This is a genomic window from Candidatus Brocadia sinica JPN1, assembly GCF_000949635.1.
GTDB lineage: Bacteria > Planctomycetota > Brocadiia > Brocadiales > Brocadiaceae > Brocadia > Brocadia sinica.
In genome coordinates this window covers 920,136-939,387 of sequence record NZ_BAFN01000001.1, presented here as the reverse complement: position 1 = coordinate 939,387, position 19,252 = coordinate 920,136, and the positions used below count along the sequence as shown (strand labels likewise).

The 19,252-nt window shown below is 42.0% G+C and carries 17 protein-coding genes; 12 read left to right on the top strand and 5 right to left on the bottom strand.

Annotated elements, in window-relative coordinates; genetic code table 11:
* Window positions 1-6 precede the first annotated feature (6 nt).
* From BROSI_RS04245 to BROSI_RS04225, 6 genes are all read left to right on the top strand, one after another.
* Complete coding sequence (locus tag BROSI_RS04245; protein WP_082059338.1) at window positions 7-471, top strand: SpoVG family protein; 465 nt, start codon at window positions 7-9, stop codon at window positions 469-471.
* A gap of 208 nt (window positions 472-679) precedes the next feature.
* Window positions 680-2,353 (top strand): biosynthetic-type acetolactate synthase large subunit, encoded by a 1,674-nt coding sequence (ilvB, locus tag BROSI_RS04240; protein WP_052562487.1) that lies wholly within the window; start codon window positions 680-682, stop codon window positions 2,351-2,353.
* 239 nt (window positions 2,354-2,592) lie between these two features.
* A complete protein-coding gene (locus BROSI_RS18895; protein ID WP_261338890.1) occupies window positions 2,593-2,772 on the top strand; it encodes a PDDEXK family nuclease in 180 nt (59 codons plus the stop codon).
* Window positions 2,773-2,827: 55 nt separating this feature from the next.
* A complete protein-coding gene (locus tag BROSI_RS04235) occupies window positions 2,828-3,652 on the top strand; it encodes an RnfABCDGE type electron transport complex subunit B (protein WP_052562486.1) in 825 nt (274 codons plus the stop codon).
* On the top strand, window positions 3,653-4,387 hold the full coding sequence (locus tag BROSI_RS04230; protein WP_052562485.1) for an RsmE family RNA methyltransferase: 735 nt from the start codon (window positions 3,653-3,655) through the stop codon (window positions 4,385-4,387).
* Between the two features lie 128 nt (window positions 4,388-4,515).
* The gene (locus tag BROSI_RS04225; protein WP_157842373.1) at window positions 4,516-5,892 is read left to right on the top strand and encodes a nicotinate phosphoribosyltransferase; all 1,377 of its coding nucleotides are present in this window, start codon (window positions 4,516-4,518) and stop codon (window positions 5,890-5,892) included.
* 532 nt (window positions 5,893-6,424) lie between these two features.
* On the opposite strand, the gene BROSI_RS04220 is transcribed toward BROSI_RS04225, so the two are convergent.
* The 3 genes from BROSI_RS04220 to BROSI_RS04210 form a co-directional block, all read right to left on the bottom strand.
* Window positions 6,425-7,114, bottom strand: a complete 690-nt coding sequence (locus tag BROSI_RS04220; protein WP_052562483.1) for an RluA family pseudouridine synthase — start codon at window positions 7,112-7,114, stop codon at window positions 6,425-6,427.
* Between the two features lie 271 nt (window positions 7,115-7,385).
* Window positions 7,386-8,474 carry a DUF2786 domain-containing protein gene (locus BROSI_RS04215; protein ID WP_052562482.1) on the bottom strand — a complete coding sequence of 363 codons (1,089 nt, stop codon included), beginning with the start codon at window positions 8,472-8,474 and terminating at the stop codon, window positions 7,386-7,388.
* 135 nt (window positions 8,475-8,609) lie between these two features.
* Window positions 8,610-9,923, bottom strand: a complete 1,314-nt coding sequence (locus BROSI_RS04210) for a 4Fe-4S binding protein (RefSeq protein WP_052562481.1) — start codon at window positions 9,921-9,923, stop codon at window positions 8,610-8,612.
* Between the two features lie 565 nt (window positions 9,924-10,488).
* On the opposite strand from BROSI_RS04210, the gene era reads away from it, so the two are divergent.
* From era to BROSI_RS04190, 5 genes are all read left to right on the top strand, one after another.
* Window positions 10,489-11,388, top strand: a complete 900-nt coding sequence (gene era / locus BROSI_RS04205; RefSeq protein ID WP_052562480.1) for a GTPase Era — start codon at window positions 10,489-10,491, stop codon at window positions 11,386-11,388.
* Window positions 11,388-12,968: a DUF2851 family protein gene (locus tag BROSI_RS04200; RefSeq protein WP_052562479.1), complete on the top strand. Its 1,581-nt coding sequence runs from the start codon at window positions 11,388-11,390 to the stop codon at window positions 12,966-12,968. The genes era and BROSI_RS04200 overlap by 1 nt, the downstream gene beginning before the upstream one ends.
* A gap of 24 nt (window positions 12,969-12,992) precedes the next feature.
* Entirely contained in the window at window positions 12,993-13,106 is a 114-nt protein-coding gene (locus BROSI_RS20975; protein ID WP_082059020.1) for a GxxExxY protein, read from the top strand.
* A gap of 84 nt (window positions 13,107-13,190) precedes the next feature.
* Window positions 13,191-13,841 (top strand): lysophospholipid acyltransferase family protein, encoded by a 651-nt coding sequence (locus BROSI_RS04195; protein WP_052562478.1) that lies wholly within the window; start codon window positions 13,191-13,193, stop codon window positions 13,839-13,841.
* Window positions 13,842-14,139: 298 nt separating this feature from the next.
* Window positions 14,140-14,688 carry a CHRD domain-containing protein gene (locus BROSI_RS04190; protein WP_052562477.1) on the top strand — a complete coding sequence of 183 codons (549 nt, stop codon included), beginning with the start codon at window positions 14,140-14,142 and terminating at the stop codon, window positions 14,686-14,688.
* A 204-nt stretch (window positions 14,689-14,892) separates the two neighbouring features.
* Here BROSI_RS04190 and ppdK read toward each other — a convergent pair whose 3' ends face one another.
* The gene (ppdK, locus tag BROSI_RS04185; RefSeq protein WP_052562476.1) at window positions 14,893-17,664 is read right to left on the bottom strand and encodes a pyruvate, phosphate dikinase; all 2,772 of its coding nucleotides are present in this window, start codon (window positions 17,662-17,664) and stop codon (window positions 14,893-14,895) included.
* A gap of 330 nt (window positions 17,665-17,994) precedes the next feature.
* On the opposite strand from ppdK, the gene BROSI_RS04180 reads away from it, so the two are divergent.
* Window positions 17,995-18,195: a cold-shock protein gene (locus tag BROSI_RS04180; protein WP_052562475.1), complete on the top strand. Its 201-nt coding sequence runs from the start codon at window positions 17,995-17,997 to the stop codon at window positions 18,193-18,195.
* A 212-nt stretch (window positions 18,196-18,407) separates the two neighbouring features.
* Here BROSI_RS04180 and BROSI_RS04175 read toward each other — a convergent pair whose 3' ends face one another.
* Window positions 18,408-19,211: a M48 family metallopeptidase gene (locus tag BROSI_RS04175; protein ID WP_052562474.1), complete on the bottom strand. Its 804-nt coding sequence runs from the start codon at window positions 19,209-19,211 to the stop codon at window positions 18,408-18,410.
* Between the last annotated feature and the right edge of the window lie 41 nt (window positions 19,212-19,252).

The following is a 19,252-nucleotide window of genomic DNA, read 5'->3' as shown; positions in this document are numbered from 1 at the left end:
AAAACCGTGAATATTACTGAAGTCAGGGTAAAGTTAACAGAAGCTAAGAAAAACAGATTACAGGCATTTTGCAGTATTACGATAGATGACGATTTTGTCGTAAGGGATCTAAAGGTTATCGAAGGACACAAAGGGGCATTTGTGGCTATGCCTAGCAGAAAACTCACGGATAGATGTCCAAAATGCGGCGGTAAAAATCATTTAATGGCGCAATACTGTAATGATTGTGGCACGAAATTGAATGAGAATCGTGCATCCAAAGGTGCAGGCAGATTGAAGCTACATGCAGATACAGCCCATCCAATAAATTCACGTTGTAGAGAACAGATACAAGAAAAAGTACTCACCGCTTATAGGGAAGAAGTAGAAAAATCTAAAAGACCTGGTTATAAGCCTCCCAAATATGAAGATATGGAAGATGTCGATTTCGAAGATCTTGAGGATTTGGAATCAGAAAAAAGCGATACCTAAAGATATGCTTTTTATAGATAGCAATTTCCCTGTTAGCTTCATGCCGGATTTTTGATAATAAATAGGCTCTTTCCTTGTTTATCAAAATTTGTGCCTCCCCTAAAACATACCTTTAAAGGCGATGCGTGGATGGTATCGCTGTTCCTATTAATTGTAGTTTACTGTTTTGTATATTGATTCATAACTATTTTCATAGCGTGACAGTTCAATGATTAAGACAGGCTCACAAATTTTATTGGATTCATTAATTAGGGAAGGGGTTGAGTATATCTTTGGGATTCCGGGAGGTGCAAATCTACCCCTATTTGATGCATTGTATGCGTCTCCTATAAAATTCATCTTGACCAGACACGAGCAAGGCGCAGGTCATGCCGCGGATGGATATGCACGGGCTACCGGCAAGGTGGGTGTTTGTCTTGCGACATCGGGTCCCGGAGCGACAAACTTAGTTACAGCAATTGCAACGGCCTATATGGATTCTGTGCCTATGGTTGCTATAACAGGGCAGGTCAAGACATTTCTCATTGGAAATGACGCCTTCCAGGAAGCTGATATTATTGGAATCACACGTCCTATAACAAAGCACAGTTATCTGGTGAAAGATGTTAAGGACCTTGCCAGAATCGTAAAAGAAGCATTTTATATTGCTAACACGGGAAGGCGCGGTCCGGTGTTGATTGACCTTCCCGTAGATATTACCCTGGAAAAGTGCGAGGAAATAGTACCAACAGAAGTTGACCTCCCTGGATACAAGCCCAGGTATGAAGGGAATATTCGCCAAATCAAGATTGCCGCTGAAGAGATCAATAATTCCGTGCAGCCTGTTGTTTACACCGGAGGTGGTATTGTTGCTTCTGATAGTGCAAAGGAGTTGCTTGAACTGGCGGAAAAGGGGAATCTCCCGGTAACCACAACCCTTATGGGTCTCGGTGGATTTCCGGAAGACCACAAGTTGTCATTGGGTATGTTGGGTATGCACGGGACTGTATACGCCAATTTTGCAGTGACTGAGTGTGACCTTCTCATAGCTATCGGGTCGCGGTTTGACGATCGGGTTACCGGCAAGATTGATGAATTTGCCCCCCGCGCAAAGATTATCCACGTGGATGTCGATCCAGCATCCATTAGTAAAACTATCAGAGTTGATATCCCCATTGTTGGTGATGCAAAAAATATTTTACAAGAACTCAATAAACATATTTATTTTGCAGAGAGGAAAGAATGGTTTGATAAGATCAAATCCTGGAAGGAAAAAAATCCATTGTCGTACAACGAGGGTGAAAACGTTATTAAACCACAATATGTCATTGAGCAAATATGCGATGCGGGTAAGGGGAATGTTATCATCACAACAGAAGTAGGGCAAAATCAAATGTGGGCAGCCCAATTTTTTACCTATACAAAACCGCGTACATTCCTGTCTTCAGGTGGGTTGGGTACAATGGGTTATGGTTTTCCTGCCGCAATTGGTGCACAATTGGGGTGCCCGGACAAAATTGTTGTGGATATTGCTGGTGATGGTAGTATTCAGATGAATATCCAGGAACTCAGTACCATCGCTCGTTTAAACATCCCAGTGAAGATAGTCATCCTGAATAATGGCTATCTGGGAATGGTACGGCAGTGGCAGGAACTATTTTATAATAAACGGTATTCAGGCGTTAAGTTGAATGGTAATCCGGATTTTGTCAAGTTGGCTGAGGCTTACGGCACAAAAGGATTTTTGATAGAGAAAAAAGAAGAAGTACGACCAACAATAGAAAAGGCTTTTTCTTCCAAAGGCCCTGTCGTTATGGATTTTAGGATTGATCCGACAGAGAATGTTTTTCCAATGGTACCTGCAGGACAAGCAATCCATAGAATGATTGGAACCATGGCATAGCGGAACTAATTATAGGTATTTTATGTTTTACCCATAGGGTGGATGCTTCACGAGCAAACTTATCATGCGTAAGCAAAAAGAGGGAATATGCGATGGCCGCTGTAACTACTAGAAAAAGAATGACATATGCGGATTATTTAAAGATTTAAGTAAAAGTGCAATTCAAGGTGTCCCTGACCGTATTGTTGAAATAGTATCTCCGTCATTCGCCTTTTATGATACGGTGAAAAAGTAAGGAAATTTATAGAAAATATGGCGTAATGGAATATTGGTTGATATTTCCCGATGAAAAAATTATTGAGATTTTGACCTTAGAAAATGGTGAATACTTGGAATTTTACAAATCAAAAAGAGAAGGAATGGTGAAATCTAAAATATTGAAAGGATTAGAAATAGATTCTAAGGATGTGTTTGATTGAAAAATTTTTATGAAATTAAAATTTTTAAAATATTCATTTTTTGGTGGAAGATCAAATGGGTTTACTTTTAGGAGCAGCAATAACGTTAGTCATTTTGGGCATGGTCTTTGGGATAGGTCTTGCCATTGCCTCAGATAAATTTGCAGTGAAAGTCGATCCTCGCATTGACAGCATTAATGAAGTGCTTCCAGGTGCAAATTGTGGGGCATGCGGTCAACCAGGCTGTAGCGGTTTTGCCCAGGCCGTAGTGGAAGGCAAGGCGCCTGTAGCAGGTTGTACAGTAGGACAGGCTGATGTGGCAAGGCTTGTTGCAAACGTTATGGGGGTCAAATTTGAAAATAGAGAGCGTGTTATTTCCGTTGTAATGTGCCATGCGAGAGGTGTTAAGGATAAATTTGTTTATCATGGGATTAAAGATTGCCGTGCTGCAAATATTGTTGCCGGCGGTTTTTTGGGTTGTGATTACGGCTGTTTGGGTTTGGGCACATGCGTAGAGGCCTGTAAATTTGAGGCGATGTATATGGGGGAAGATAACCTTCCCAAGGTAATTGAGGAGCGGTGTACAGGCTGTGGAAGGTGTGCAGCCGTTTGTCCCAGAAAGATCATCAGTATATTGCCAGAATCTAAAATGGTACACGTGCGATGCAAATCCCTTGATAAAGGCGCTGTGGCAAAAAAGATTTGTCAGGATTCTTGTATTGCTTGTAAACAGTGCGAGAAGATATGTCCATACGATGCCATTCACGTGCAGAACAATCTTGCTGTGATTGATTATAACAAATGTACCTCCTGCGGAAAATGTATTGAGGTTTGCCCTAATCATACCATAATTAATTTTGCCAGAGAGCGGAGCCTGACCAGACATATCTTGACTATATAAATGCATCAAGACCGTTTCTATCTACCGCATACGCCCGCAACACATGAAATTTGGCTGAACGGTGATGAAGCCCATCATATCCTGCATGTAAAACGGGCAAAACCGGGAACGAAAATTACCCTTTTTGATGGGAAAGGGTTTGAATACCGTGCACATGTTACCGAAATTTTCAGTGATAAATTAAAGGTATTCATTGAGGAGTCCAAATCTGTCGATAGAGAACCAGGTATCGACATTACTATCGCCTTTTCTATCCCCAAAGGGAAACTCGTAACCTTTCTTATTCAAAAATGTGCAGAGTTGGGTGTAAAGACCCTGATCCCCCTCCACTGCAAACGAAGTGTCGTCGATATCCAAAACAAATCCGGAGAAAAGAGTGAAAGATGGAACAAGATCACCATTGAGGCGTCCAAACAGTGTAAACGAAACTGTATTACCAAAATAGAAGATGTAATGACATTTGATAGTTTAATGAAAACTGCTCACATCTATGATCTTTCACTCATTGCATGCACCAAACCTCATACGAAAACGTTAAAGAGTCTCTTGAATGAGCACCCCTCGGGTAAAAAGATTATTTGTCTCATAGGGCCTGAAGGTGGCTTTACCCCCAGTGAAATTGAAATAGCAGAGAAAGCAGGCTGCATACCCGTCAGCATTGGTCATTCAACATTGCGGATTGAAACAGCTGCCATTGCTGTCTCTTCCATGCTTCTTTATGCATATTCTGCTTAGAAAAGACGGAAGAAAAGGTTGATTTCTTTCCCACCTTGCTATACGCTACATTTACTTAATGCCCATTCAACCTGAAGGCATCCATCCTGCTGCGTGTAAAGGGCTGAAGAAGAATTATGCCGTGGGTTATGAAAGAACCAAAATCCCTATTTTTAACTGAAGACTCGCTTGGCATCGTCACAGACCTTTATCAACTCACCATGGCGGCAGGATACTTTGAACAGAAAATGCATGATATTGCAACTTTTGAATTGTTCGTACGCAACTTACCGAAAAATCGCTCTTATCTCATTGTTGCAGGATTAGAACAGGTACTGCATTATCTTACCCATATTACATTTTCACCGGAAATTGTTCAATTTTTAAGACGATTACCTATTTTTAACCATGTGGGTCAGGAATTTTTTGAATACTTAAAAAATTTTACTTTCCGTGGAGACGTTTACGCTATACCCGAAGGAACAATTGCCTTTGCGGATGAACCCATGCTTCGGGTTACTGCCCCTATTATTGAAACACAGCTTGTAGAGACGTATCTTCTTTCAATGATTAATTTTCAGACATCCATAGCAACAAAAGCGTCAAGGATTGTGTATGCAGCTCAAGGATGCGAGGTTATTGATTTTGGTACTCGTCGTGCCCATGGTCCTCAGGCAAGTGTCCTTGCGGCAAGGTCGTGTTTTATCGGTGGATGCAAGGGTACCTCCAATGTATTTGCGGCCTGTGAACTGAACATACCGGCGGTAGGAACGGTTGCACATTCGTGGGTTATGGCATTTGAAAATGAACAAGACTCCTTTCGTAAATTCCATGAAATATTTCCCGATAACACCACCCTCCTCATCGATACCTATGATACCCTTGCAGGAGCCAGGCATGCTGTCATGATTGGCAAAAAACTGAAGGGTGTCCGTATTGACAGCGGGAACTTACTGGAACTCAGCAAAGAAGTACGAAGAATTTTAGATTCAGAAGGGTTACAACATGTAAAGATTGTTGCCAGTGGCGATCTCAATGAAGACCGTATCGATGATTTGTTAAGAAATGGCGCACCCATTGACTCCTTTGGTGTGGGGACAGAGATGGTGACATCCAAAGATGCCCCTGCACTGGGTGGTGTCTATAAGTTAGTCGAGCAGGAACATAATGGAAAAATTGTTCCGAGGATGAAATTCAGTGAGGACAAACTTACGTACCCGTGCAAAAAACAAGTATATCGCATCATCGATAAAGCGGATAATTTTGTAAAGGATGTGATCGGGCTTGAAGATGAAAATTTGCAGGGAATGCCCCTTTTAATACCTGTTATAAAAAATGGTAAGATATGTTACAATTTACCAACGGTACACGAAATCCAACGTATCACATCAAATAACCTTGCACACCTGCCGCAACCCTTCAAACGCTTAAAGGAAGCTGAAACCTATCCCGTAACCAAAAGCCAGGGACTAGAGGCAAAGAGACACGAGGCAGAAAAGACGCTGAAGGACATCAATGTAATATAGCCAGCACTGCCGTAGCCAAAAACAATCACCCCTCTTTCCCCTCCTTCGCAAGGCAATGTCATTGAATTAAGCAAGTGCTCTCTTGTTGGGGCTGAATTTGGGCAACTTATATCGTGTAAACCTTCTTTTGTAATGTCTGTCTGGTCTAATAGGTAAAATGTTTTTACATTTTCGGCAAAAATATTTTTATCACGAATTGTAATGTCTTGTAATACACGGTTCATAAGCCCATTTGTAATATGACGAACTTTTAAAGTTTTTGAGAGACTAATCCGAACGAGTCGGAAGAAAACTTTTTATAATACAGGAGATTCCGAAACAAGTTCGGAATGACAAAAGCGGAAAATGTTATGCTGAATTTATTTCAGCATCTCCTACCAGAAAAATACTTTTCCGACTTGTTCGGGTCAGGAACAGACACTATTTATTTGTACTTTGTTTCTTTGGCCTGCCTCCTGGCAAGGCGCTTAATATTCTTCCTATTGTCTTCTTTTCCTAACTTTGCAATAAACTCTTCCCTAATGTTTATTTTCTATGTGTTATCAAAAAAACTTTTAAAGAAACCAGGCACCTCGGCTTCAAAGGTGAGTTCTTTGCCGCTGTATGGATGCCGAAACGTTAGATAGTGTGAATGAAGGGCCAGACGGCTCTTCGGCTCGTCTTTTTTACCATATTTATCATCACCAACGAGTGGGTGTCCTTTCTCAGAGAAATGAACCCGTATCTGGTTTTTTTTACCCGTTAATAATTCAATTTCAAGCAAACTAAATCTTTTTGCTTCTTTTAACACTTTATAACGGGTTTTTGCTAATTCCCCTTTTCTCGAATCCTTAACCGAAAAAACTTCATAATTCTCGTTTTCAGCTAAATGTGAAATGAGTGTCCCGCTTTTTTCAGTTAATATCCCATGCACCACCGCTACGTATTTTTTCTTAACACCTTTCCATTGCAGTTTAAGATTTTCTTTGGCTTCAGCACTCTTGGCAAACACAAGGACACCGGAGGTATCACGGTCCAGGCGATGCACAACGAAAAGTTGTTTTTTTGATTTAAGGCTGCCCTTGCGTATATAGTTGGTTAAAATGTGATGGGCTGTTTTTTCTCTTTCATACGTTGCCTTTACCGTCAATAAGCCGGCGCTCTTATCAATAACAATAATATCCCGGTCTTCATAGAGAATCGTTAATCCCTTGGGTCTGTGTCTATACGGTATTGGTTTCATTTCTTTCATAGTATAAATAAGATCGGGATAGATTAATTAATTCAGGATGCCACAGGCTATCTTCCCCGGAAACGTGCAGTTTAATGTTAAGGAATTTAAACAAATACGCCTCCCCCTCACTGAAGGGGACAGGGAGTAGTCCTCTGTCATGAAAATTTGTATTTAAAAGTTGTAGGGACACAAAATCGTTGGACTGAACTCATACGAGGGCTTGCGCCTCTAAACCCGTTTCCGAATAAAAAGTCGTTGGATTTTATCTTTTCAACCCAGTCTAATTTAAATACCTGACTTCCCCGTTGCCACCCTCTCGGACGCCCTTACAAATAATCAGTTTTTTTCCTTGAAACACTCCGGAATTATAGGCATCCTGGCAGGTTCTGAAATACCGGGAAAAAGTGCGGGTACGCCTGGGATTTCTTTGACGATAAAATTCCCTGAGCCGGGGATCTCCCTTCCATACCAGTTTTTGGGACACATTTTCCAGCACCCTGCCTTCCAGTTTATGATAAAAACCTTCCAAGAGGCCGTAGATAAAAGTCCTTCGATGCCTGTTTCCCATGATTTTATTTTTCTCTTTGTACTCCGTCCATAAAAGTTCCGAGACGTTTTGAAGATAATGATACACGTATTCCGCCATCTCGACATTTTCCGGTGTCCCATAAATTTCCAAGACCCGGCCGCGCCGGTTTCTCTGCTGGTCGTATCCGAAGGACCAGATGGCCTCTACAAAAAAATATTTGCAAAGTATCGCGCTGATTATGGACTTCGCAGGGTCTCTCCGCCCTATTTCACCAACTTGCTTATGAATGTAGTTCCATTTCGTCTGAGTATCCAGGAGTGACAGGTTATGTCTTAATAACAACTCATGGGCCTTGGCCATGGCAGTCTGGGCCTCGTGTTCGTTGGGGCTTTGGGCCAATGCCAGCAGCTTATGAACCTTATCCAGTATCTGGTGGTTTTCCGAACTCACGGCGAATCTGTTTTTGCGTTTTTCCATCCAGGTTTGAATGTCACCCGTAGCCGTTGGATCAATCCCCTTTTCCTGGCAAACCCTCTTGAATGCCTCTCCGTGAGGAAGCACCTCGCAGATTCCTAAAACTTCCTCCACGTACTGGTGTGCCATTTCATGGTAAAGAACCTCCTGTACGTATTCCCAGGCATACGTCTTTATCAGATTAATGCTGATGGAGAGATGCCGGTGACAACCGCCTTTCCACCTGCCCAATGCCACCTCTGAATACGATAGTTCAAAGTTAGGGGGGCGCATAGAGTCTTTAAAGTAAAGGAAATTTGCCGTCTTCCAGTCTTCATTCAATTGCCTGATCCATGCGGTTTTTAGCTTGTCATTTATATCAGTCATGGGATAAAAAAGGAGACACTTCCCCTGCTATTAAAAAAGACCGCTTCTCTCATATTTCTCCATTCCTCCCTTTCCTCTTTTATTTCACAACTCGTTCAGGATATGGGGGTTTTTATGCAAGTATTATTTGGTTATTTATTCCGTCTCAAACTGACCCGCTTTGTGAAGGTATTTGGGGTTGTTGAGTTCCGATATCCTCAGGATATATTCAGCGCCTGATATTTTGGTATACCAGTGTCCCGCAGCACGAGCAGTATTTGTTATAGCAACATACAAACCAATGAGCATAATGGCATAAAGACCGTAATGGATCTTTTTGCGGTCTCCAACCAGTTTCATATCCAGCGCTCCATTTACCGGGCAAGCATTAACGCAATCGTAGCAGGCTACACATTCATGGGTCAGGACGTGTTTCTTTTTTTCCACAAGGATGTGCATAGCACATGCCTTCGTGCATTTCCCGCAATCAATACATCTTTCCGTATCGCGAGCAATTCTCATAGAGCTTGCGTATGCAATAATACCTAGCAGGGCTCCGTATGGGCAGAAAAAACGGCACCAAAAATTTTTATTCATCAGCGAAATAATGAAGAATGCCAGAATGACAAACAATGCCATACCAGACATGTTGGTGAAAAATTTCAACATCTTGACGTCAGCCACACGAATAAAAGGTACGCGGGTGTACATGACCTCCAATTGTGCAACAGGCATCTTGATAATAATGACCTGGATAAAAAAGGCGAGGATTGAATATTTCCATGCCCGAGCGATTATGTCATTAACTCGATCAGACCAGAATTTTCCGGGGACAACAAATGGCAGTGCCATTGCCAGGATATAGGCAGGGGTCAGATATCTGAAGACAGGCGATTTAAAGCTCTCCATGGTTATGATCTCTAAGATCAGCAGGATGATGATAGGGGTGAAAATAAGGCTCAAACCGGCCGTAAATCTGGTTGGGATATTACGCATTAAGGACGAAACCCGTTGAGGGAGTTTCTTTAAAAACCAATCCCCCAGACGCCATTCCCATTCAGAAATGGTGCCAATAGGACATATCCAACCGCAAAAACCCCTCCTGAAAAATAAGGCTGTCAGGAGCAGCGCCCCGAAGATAACAAAGCCCGCGGGATGGATGGGGTTAATCGTACCCGTTCCAAAAAAGTATTTTGTGCCCATGAGGGCGCTGATCGGCAGGAAGGATTCAACTCCAGGCGGCCGCGGCAGATAAAATCCCTTTCCGCCAGCCTCACAGTATTTGACAAAGGTATAGAATTGCCAGCCAATAACAAGCACTACGATAAAAAAAGCTATTTGCACAGACCAGCGCAGCTTCTGAGAATTAAAGCCGCTCTTTTTATATTTACCTGTCTTTTTTTTGTTCGTTTCAATGTAAAGATCCTGCGCAGAGGCAGTTATTGGTTTTGGTTGTTTTGTTTTTTCCAAGTATCGCGTCTCCATAAATCATTTTCGCTTTAATTTGTAAACTCTGATTGATAAAAAAATTTATCACTAAATTTTTTTAATAAACCTTTCATGCTTCAAACGTGTATTCGAAGCGCTATATCGTAGCACCCCTTACAATGACAGAAAACGGTTGTTGTAAAATTTCACCAAATGAATGTATGTACGGCACCTAAGGTATCTTTATATCTTAGCTCTGGTCTTTCCGCACGATAAAGTCCTTTATGATCTCTTTTTTTAATTCTTCAGAAACTTTTGACAGATTTACAATTTCAGTCTTATTGGGAGTATTTAAAGTTTTCTATCTTTTCTTTGAGAGGAGAATGCAAGGATTAAGAAATACTGTGTTTATCGTGGAGTATGTATACTATGTGCCATGTTCTTTCTTCTTGCTGTACTCACCATGCATAGTTGCATTATGAAAATACTTGATTCAATACAGGGTAAAGTTTAGAATTTGGGAAATAAACACAACTGTTTAACTTATGAGTTATAATCATAATCGAAATCATCCTTTCTATGCAAGCAATTTTGATGCGGACATCTTATGCAATCAGACAAAAAAACCTTTAAGGCAGGTTATGTCGCCATTGTAGGCAAACCGAACGTGGGGAAATCAACCCTCATTAACGATTTTATGGGATGTAAATTATCCATCGTTACCCCCAAACCCCAGACGACCCGGAAAAAAATCATGGGCGTATTAACCAGGGAAGGGTATCAGATCGTTTTTTACGATACACCGGGCATTATGGATCCAAAATATGAATTACAAGAATACATGGTGAGAACTGCCTATAATGCTATAGAAGATGCGGATGTAATATTGCTGATGGCAGAACCTTTTGAACCTCCTAACACCATGGACAAGGCAATTTTTGAGAAGTTATTGCGTTTCAATATACCGGTGATTTTAGCTGTTAATAAGGTAGACCTTGTAGAAAAGGACAGCATTATACCTATTATTTCTGCGTATGACGCCCAGTTCAAATTTGCTGAGATTGTGCCGATCTCTGCCTTAAAAGGGATGAATCTTGACCTGACACTGACACTCATTGAGAAATACCTGCCAGAAGGAGAACCTTTCTACCCTGAGGATTACATGACTGACTATAACGAAAGATTCCTCGCCTCCGAAATCATTCGTGAGAAGGTATTCGAGTTTTACGGGGAGGAAATCCCCTATTCCACCACGGTCGAGATCGAAGAGTTTAAAGAGCGGGAGGCAGGGAAGGACTATATTAAAGCCATTATTTACGTGGAACGTGATTCCCAGAAGGGTATCATTATTGGTAAAGAGGGGAAAGCCATCAAGCGGGTTGGCCTCATTGCAAGGGAAGAGATTGAAAAGCAAATAGGCAGAAAGGTATATCTCGAACTTCGGGTTAAAGTTATGGAGAAATGGCGGAAAGATAAAAACAAACTCTATAAATTGGGGTACAAATAATGCTCTGCCTTAACAAGAATCCCATCGATTGTTTTTTCCCTGTCTACAAAGAGATGGTAAGTTCTTTTCATGCAGGCGGAAACGACATTGGAATGAACAGCCGTTCGTCTCTCCATGTCCTGGAAGGCACGGAAAGACTGATTAAGGAAGAACTCGTCCGATGTATCTGGTTTGGGCAGCATCTAAAAAGGGCTTGCCTCTGTACTGACAATGGCTCACGTCTGGAAATCCTTTCACCCGGATGGTGGAATTCGGAGGGAGGACCCGATTTCAAACACGCCGAATTTCTTCTTGAGGGCAAGGGTCTTGTAAAGGGAGATATCGAGGTTCATGTGTTTTCATCTGATTGGATACGGCATCAACACCACAAACAAAGTACCTACGACACCGTGTGTTTGCACGTTGCACTGTGGAATGACAATCACGGAGCATATATGAAGAACCATCGCGGACAAACTATTCCCCAATTAACCTTGTCCAAATATTTAGATGCCGAATTGGATGAACTGGTAGAGTTGATCGACGTTGAATCCTATCTAAAAGGGAAAAAGGTAAATCCCGGATACTGTCAGACAGAAATGGAAAACCAGAAGGTAAATGACCAATGGATAGGTCGTTTCCTTGATTATGCCGGCGACGAGCGCATTCTTCAAAAGGCAAAGAGGTATGAACGCTGGTTAGAAAAAGGTACCTTCGAGCAGGTGCTTTACGAGGCTGTGATGGAATCACTGGGATATAAAAACAATAAGGAACCGTTTTTCACATTAGCCTCTCGCCTGCCACTTGAAGACATCAGGTATGTAATCCCGGAAGATGCCTCCGCCCAAAAAAAGAAAAAAAACATGCAGTCATTACTTCTGGGTATGGCGGGTTTATTACCGCAACAAAGAAACAAAAAACCAACGGATGACAAAGAAACTGCTAACTATATAAACGATATTGAACATGCATGGAACGAGATACAAAAGAAAATAAACCGGGATCCTTTGACAAAAAATGACTGGAGTTATGCAGGGATCCGGCCTGCAAATTTTCCGGAAAGAAGAATTGCGGCCATTGCCAATATCCTTTCGGAGTGTTCATCCCTCAGCATCTTCCGATATCTCTTATCTGTACTTGAAAAGGTAGAAAACTACCAGGAAGAGCGTAAAATCATCAAGAGACTCGTTGAGGATATACAATCCATCTTTCTTGGTATTTCCGACTCCTACTGGTCATATCATTATACATGGTATGGGAAAAAACTGGCAAAACCCGTTAAATTGCTTGGAAAAGAGAGGGCTTCCAATATTTTCATCAATGTTATTATCCCCATCTTACTTATCTATGCCAGAAAGCATAGCAACACAAAAATAGAAAAAGTGCTGCATCTTACGTATAGAAATTATACCCCTCTCCCCGACACCAGTGTGACGAAATTCATGGGCAATCGTATCTTTGGACAACCAAATGTATCAAAAAAAATTATCAATTCAGTCAGGCGACAACAAGGATTGTATCAAATCTTTAAGGATTTTTGCGAAAATGACAATATGAGTTGTAACAAATGTGCATTATATTTGTCCATGGTTAAAGACTGATGGTTCACCGCAGAGATCGCAGAGATGAACAAAGAAGAAAGACTTAACAAGATAACAGAAATAATTACCGGTGTGGCTATTAATATCCATCGTTCATTGGGACCAGGACTTCTTGAATCTGCTTATGAAGCATGTTGAAATATTAAAAGACGGTATTCAGCGAGTTGTTAATAATTTTCCTGATTTTCTGTGACCTCTGCATCCTCCGCGGTGAAAAGAATAATGAAAAAAATAAAATTCTTTCTGGTAGGTATTCTTGGTTCCTGGCTCATAAGAATATTGGCCTTAACCATTCGTATTCATGATGACCCTAAAGGATTTAATGAAAAGATACAAACCACCCATGCCATTTACACCTTCTGGCATTGTCTGATGCTTATCCCTGCCTATGTGGGCCGCAACAAAAATATACAGGTACTCATTAGCCAGCACTCTGATGGTGAATTTATCGCCCAGGTAATAAAAAGGCTTGGTTTCGGTGTCATACGAGGGTCGAGTACGCGAGGTGGCGTACGGGCAGTAAAGGCTATGGTTGATAAGATTCAGGAAGGGCATCCCATTGCAATTACTCCCGACGGACCACGGGGGCCGAGATTCGTTGTCCAACCCGGAAGCATCTATCTCAGTCAAAAAACAAGACTACCCATTGTTCCCACTACCGTTGGGTTATCACGTTATTGGAAGCTTCCGAGCTGGGATAAATTCCGCATTCCGAAACCATTTTCCCGTGCAATAATGATGTATGGTGATCCCATCTATATTCCACCCAATCTCAGCGAGGAAGAAACGGAACACTACCGGCTGCTGGTAGAAAAAATTATGAAAGAAATGACAGAAAGAGCGGATATCGTGGCACGGCAAAAAAATGGGTAAGCCACTCTGTTTGATTTATGCAACAAGTGGTTTGCAAATTTACCAGTGAGACAAATAGCAGGATTGTGAAAAAATCAGGTACAAAATTTCTTCGGGAACTCTTGAATTATAATTTTCAAATATTTTCTGTTTTTAGGCCAATTGTATAAAGTCTTTTCTTATCTATCGTATGAAAACTTTTTGCAGAAAGGAGGCAGGCAGGTCTTCTTTGATCATGAGTGGATGTTTGTGTTTTTGTGTTTCGTCGGATAGCTAAAGAAGAAAATAATTAAAACCTACTTATAGAAGGAGAAGAAAGATGGAAAAGATTTTTAGGAAGATTGCGGGCATGGCTATTGCCAGCACAAAGATATCAAAGGTAGGACTAATCATTTCGGCCATATTCATAGTTGCTTTTACGGTATCGCTAGTTCCGTTGAGTGTATATAGTCAAGAGGGTAAAAGCGTAAAGGCATTTACTGCCATTTTGACCGGGGGGCAGGAAGTTCCACAAAATGAAAGCAATGCCTTTGGAGTCGCATTTATAACCTTTGAAGAAGACGAAAAACTTCTCTTTTACTCGATAACCTTTACCGATACCAATTTAATTGGGTCAGAAACTGCGGCACACTTCCATGGCCCTGCCAATCCGGGAGAGAATGCACCGGTTCTCTTTGCGATAACTCCGGTTCCCGGCAGTCCAAAAGTTGGGAGCGTAGGCCCCCTCGTGGGAAAACAGATCAGGGATTTGAAGAAAGGGTTACTCTACCTCAACATTCACACCGATGAGTTCCCCAATGGGGAGATCAGGGGACAGGTGCTGCCTGTTCGAGGAATAAATTTTAAAGATGTAAGTGAAGGTGGTTAAACGAAGAAGGTACAGGCAAAAGGCATCTGAGGATACGTCCCTTAGGTGCCTTTTGTTACATACCTGGGAAATTTCTGTCCTCCGCATTCCTTACAAGCGCCCCCAAAAATAAAACGGATTCAAGATGAGCATTTGTCATCTCATAAATGCTTCTCAGAAGAACTGCTTTTCTCTGTGTCAGGGGAAAGATTGGGAAATATTTGATCAAACAGTTGCCTGTGATACCGGCTGCTGTAAAGACGCCTGTGCCGCTGCTAGCCGGGCAATAGGTACCCGAAATGGCGAGCAACTTACATAGTTCATTCCCACCTTATGGCAGAATAAGATGGTTTGCGGGTTACCACCGTGCTCACCGCAGATACCTACCTTTAGTTCGGGCCGAGTGCTTCGTCCCTTCTTAATCCCAATCTCCACGAGTTGTCCAGTACCTTCCTGATCCAATATCTGGAATGGATCTTTCTCAAGAATACCTTTTTCAATGTAATCAGGTACAAAGGAACCCACATCATCACGGCTAAAACCAAAGGTCATCTGGGTAAGGTCATTCGTCCCAAAGGAGAAGAATTCTGCATGTTTGGCAATCTTATCCGCTATCAGGGCCGCTCGTGGAAGCTCAATCATGGTGCCTACCATATACTCAATCTGCATACCCTTCTTCTCCATAACATTTTTCGCAATTCTATGGACATTGTCTTTTAATAGATTGAATTCCTGTTCAGTACTAATAATGGGTAACATGATCTCCGGATATACGGCAATACCTTTTTTCTTCACGTTACAGGCAGCCTCAATGATGGCCTGCACCTGCATGTCGTAAATTTCTGGGTATGTGATACCCAGCCTGCAGCCACGATGACCCAGCATGGGATTTAATTCATGAAGCGCAGATACCTTCTCCTGCACCTCTTTCAGGCTGATCTTCATCTGTCTTGCCATTTCTTTCTGATTGTATTCTTCCTGTGGAAGAAATTCATGAAGAGGCGGATCGAGGAATCTTATCGTAACCGGAAGCCCGTCCATTGTTGTGAATATCTGTTCAAAATCACGACGCTGCATGGGAAGCAGTTTTTTAAGGGCTGATGTATATAAATTCAATGGTTCTTTGAGCTCTTTTTTGACTTGCATTAATTCCTTTTTAATAGCATCTGTTTTATTATTTGTGGCCTTTGCCAGTTCCTTCTCCAGCGCAGTAATCTTTATCTTTAAATTTTTTACGTCCGGAGCGGAAAGTATCATCTGACGAACGGAATCAATTCTGTTTTCGCCAAAGAACATGTGTTCAGTTCTGCAGAGTCCAATACCCTCTGCACCCAATTCCCTCGCCTTTTTTGCATCCGTTGGTGTATCGGCATTTGTTCTGATCTTCAGTTTACGGACATCATCAGCCCATTCCATAAGTGTGGCAAAATCTCCGCTGAGTCCGGGTTCAACAGTAGGAACCATTCCCAACATCACTTCGCCGGTACTACCATCTATCGAGATATAATCCCCCCTTTTTATTATCTTGCCATCCACCTTAAAGGTCTGGGTTTTATAATCCACATGTAATGAACCGCATCCGGCAACACAGCATTTCCCCATTCCCCTTGCCACCACGGCTGCATGAGAAGTCATGCCGCCGCGTGTTGTCAGGATACCTTTCGCAACATGCATTCCCCCAATGTCCTCGGGTGAGGTTTCTTTTCTGACCAGAATAACCTTTTCTTTCTTTTCAAGAGTCCATTTTTCAGCGTCTTCAGCGCTAAATACTACCTTTCCCGTAGCTGCACCCGGTGAGGCCGGAAGCCCCGCTGCGATAATCTCTTTCTTTGCCTTGGGGTCAAAAGTTGGGTGTAACAGCTGATCAAGTTCATTGGGATTAATACGAGAAATTGCTGTCTTTTTGTCAATCAGCCCTTCTTTCACCATATCAACCGCAATCTTCACTGCCGCCTGGGTGGTACGTTTGCCGGTCCTTGTCTGTAACATGAACAACCGGTTTTCCTGGATGGTGAACTCTATATCCTGGACATCTTTAAAGTGGTTTTCCAGGATATTTTTGTATTTGACGAGTTGTTTGTAAACCTCCGGCATTTCTTTTTCAAGATTGGCAATCGGTTCAGGGGTACGGATTCCGGCAACGACATCTTCACCCTGGGCATTGATGAGGAATTCACCGTAGAATTTGTTTTCACCGGTCGAGGGATTTCGCGTAAAACATACGCCCGTGGCAGAGTGATTTCCCATATTTCCGAAGACCATGGCCTGGACGTTTACTGCCGTTCCAAGAAGTCCCTTAATTTCATAAAGTTGCCGGTATTTTACGGCACGCGGATTATTCCATGAGGCAAATACCGCATCGATTGCCTTCTTGAGTTGTACTTTTGGGTCGTTGGGAAAATTTTCACGTGTCTTCTTTTTATAAACGGCTTTAAATTCTTCGACAATTTTTTTAAGCTGGTCAGTTGTGAGTTCTGTATCACTTTTTACCTGTGCCTTCTTTTTGTATTTATCAAGAATCTCTTCAAAAGAGTGGCGCTCCACACCCATGACAACGTCACCAAACATGGTGATAAACCGTCGGTAAGCATCCCACACAAAACGTTCGTTGCCTGTCTTTTTCATAAGCCTATTAACGGCATCCGGAGTTAAACCAAGGTTTAAAACCGTATCCATCATCCCTGGCATGGACGCTGCGGCGCCACTCCGGACGGATACCAATAAAGGATTGTCTGGATCACCTAATTTTGCCCCCATAAGTTTTTCTAAACGGGACAGATTCTGTTCTATTTCTTCGGAAAGACCTTTCGGGTACTGCTGATTATTCTTATAATACGCATCACAAACCTCTGTGGTTATGGTAAATCCGGGGGGGACGGGGATACCCAGATTGGTCATTTCTGCAAGGTTAGCACCCTTGCCACCCAGCAGGTGTTTCATATCAGCCCTCCCCTCGGCAGAGCCGTTGCCAAAGAAATAAACATACTTAGGCGACATCCAAAAACTCCTTTCCACAATAGATAAGATTAATACGTATGAAGTGCATGATTTTATCATGAAAATGCAGATAAAAAGGTTCCTGATGTTATCAAAAATACCTGTAACTCGCAAGAGAATTTCATGAGCATCGAAATTCCTAAAGAAATATATTTTTATTTTTCTTTGCTTTGTTACATAATGTTTGATATCATATCTTTAATATGTTGGCCGGTTGTATTTCGAAGTCGTATTATATATTGATGGTATAGTAAGGCTACAAGGTTTACAACCTTGTAGCCTTTTTCGTTTTGAAAAGTTTTTTTAAATGTGAGAGGGGGTGATTGAAGAATGGCAAATGGAACAGTGAAGTGGTTCAATGACAAGAAGGGATTTGGCTTTATTTCCCAGGATAACGGTCAGGATGTGTTTGTGCATCAAACATCGATCGAAACTGAGGGTTTTAGAACCCTTGCAGAGGGAGACAAGGTCGAGTTCGAAGTCATAAAGGACCAGAAGGGCTACAAAGCCACAAAAGTCGTCAAATTATAAGTTTATTGAAAAGCACACTCTTATATTTTAAAGAATAATCAGTTGCAATAGTTAAGGTGTATAAAAATATGGAGTAGCCGGTTAACGTATCGTTATAATTACGACATGAAAGCCCCAATATCGTAAAAGGATATTGGGGCTTTTTGTTTGGTGCCCGAACGGAATACAATCCCTCAAACACGGTTTGGCTGTGTTTGCTCTCAGGCGATCAATTAAAACTGTTTGTAATATTTCATTGCTTCAGGAAGTTCATTCTGAAGGTCTTGAATCCTTTTTTCAGGCGCCGGATGCGTAGATAAAAATTCAGGTGGCCGTTCTCCACCAAGGTTATTCATTCTTTGCCAGAACGGGATGGCAGTTCGGGGATCATAACCAGCCCTTGCCATCAGAATAAGACCAATATGGTCTGCCTCCAGTTCATGACTGCGGCTATATGGCAAAAGAACACCTACATTTGCGCCTAACCCAAATGCTTGCATCAATAGTTGCCGGGTTTGTTCCGGTTGGCCGCTGAGCGCTGCAGATAGAGAGGTTGCTCCCATTTGAACGATGAGGAGTTGACTCATTCTTTCGCCGCCATGATTTGCCAGCGCATGTGCAACCTCATGTCCCATCACAACCGCCAGTCCATCCTCGTCCCGTGTAACCGGAAGTATTCCGGTATACACGGCAATTTTTCCTCCGGGCATGCAAAAGGCATTTACGGTCTTATCATCCTCAATAAGTTTAAATTCCCAATGGTAGTTCTGTATTTCCTTTTCCATCCCGTTTTCACGCATAAACTCTTCAGCTGACGATGCGATTCTGCGACCCACATCAACAACCATTTGTTTCTTTTGTGCATCACCTGAGAGCTTTGATTCAGATATCAGTTGACGATAGCTATCGGCGCTCGAGGTAATAAGCTGGTTCTGTGGTATGAAAGAAAGCTGTTTTCTCCCCGTTATTGGCACGGTAGAACAACCAACGAAAAATACTATTGTAGTAAGTAAGACGAAAAATCTCGTTTTGAACATGGTAAACCTCCTAAAAACTGAACCAGATGATGAAATGATAA

What these genes read in the sequence shown, in the direction of transcription:
- BROSI_RS04190 (WP_052562477.1), top strand. Translation starts at nt 14,140, where the DNA reads ATGGAAAAGATTTTTAGGAAGATTGCGGGCATGGCTATTGCCAGCACA.
- BROSI_RS04175 (WP_052562474.1), bottom strand. Translation starts at nt 19,211, where the DNA reads ATGTTCAAAACGAGATTTTTCGTCTTACTTACTACAATAGTATTTTTC.
- BROSI_RS04180 (WP_052562475.1), top strand. Translation starts at nt 17,995, where the DNA reads ATGGCAAATGGAACAGTGAAGTGGTTCAATGACAAGAAGGGATTTGGC.
- BROSI_RS04230 (WP_052562485.1), top strand. Translation starts at nt 3,653, where the DNA reads ATGCATCAAGACCGTTTCTATCTACCGCATACGCCCGCAACACATGAA.
- BROSI_RS20975 (WP_082059020.1), top strand. Translation starts at nt 12,993, where the DNA reads ATGAACAAAGAAGAAAGACTTAACAAGATAACAGAAATAATTACCGGT.
- BROSI_RS04235 (WP_052562486.1), top strand. Translation starts at nt 2,828, where the DNA reads ATGGGTTTACTTTTAGGAGCAGCAATAACGTTAGTCATTTTGGGCATG.
- BROSI_RS04225 (WP_157842373.1), top strand. Translation starts at nt 4,516, where the DNA reads ATGAAAGAACCAAAATCCCTATTTTTAACTGAAGACTCGCTTGGCATC.
- BROSI_RS04215 (WP_052562482.1), bottom strand. Translation starts at nt 8,474, where the DNA reads ATGACTGATATAAATGACAAGCTAAAAACCGCATGGATCAGGCAATTG.
- ilvB (WP_052562487.1), top strand. Translation starts at nt 680, where the DNA reads ATGATTAAGACAGGCTCACAAATTTTATTGGATTCATTAATTAGGGAA.
- ppdK (WP_052562476.1), bottom strand. Translation starts at nt 17,664, where the DNA reads ATGTCGCCTAAGTATGTTTATTTCTTTGGCAACGGCTCTGCCGAGGGG.
- BROSI_RS04200 (WP_052562479.1), top strand. Translation starts at nt 11,388, where the DNA reads ATGCTCTGCCTTAACAAGAATCCCATCGATTGTTTTTTCCCTGTCTAC.
- BROSI_RS04220 (WP_052562483.1), bottom strand. Translation starts at nt 7,114, where the DNA reads ATGAAACCAATACCGTATAGACACAGACCCAAGGGATTAACGATTCTC.
- era (WP_052562480.1), top strand. Translation starts at nt 10,489, where the DNA reads ATGCAATCAGACAAAAAAACCTTTAAGGCAGGTTATGTCGCCATTGTA.
- BROSI_RS04195 (WP_052562478.1), top strand. Translation starts at nt 13,191, where the DNA reads ATGAAAAAAATAAAATTCTTTCTGGTAGGTATTCTTGGTTCCTGGCTC.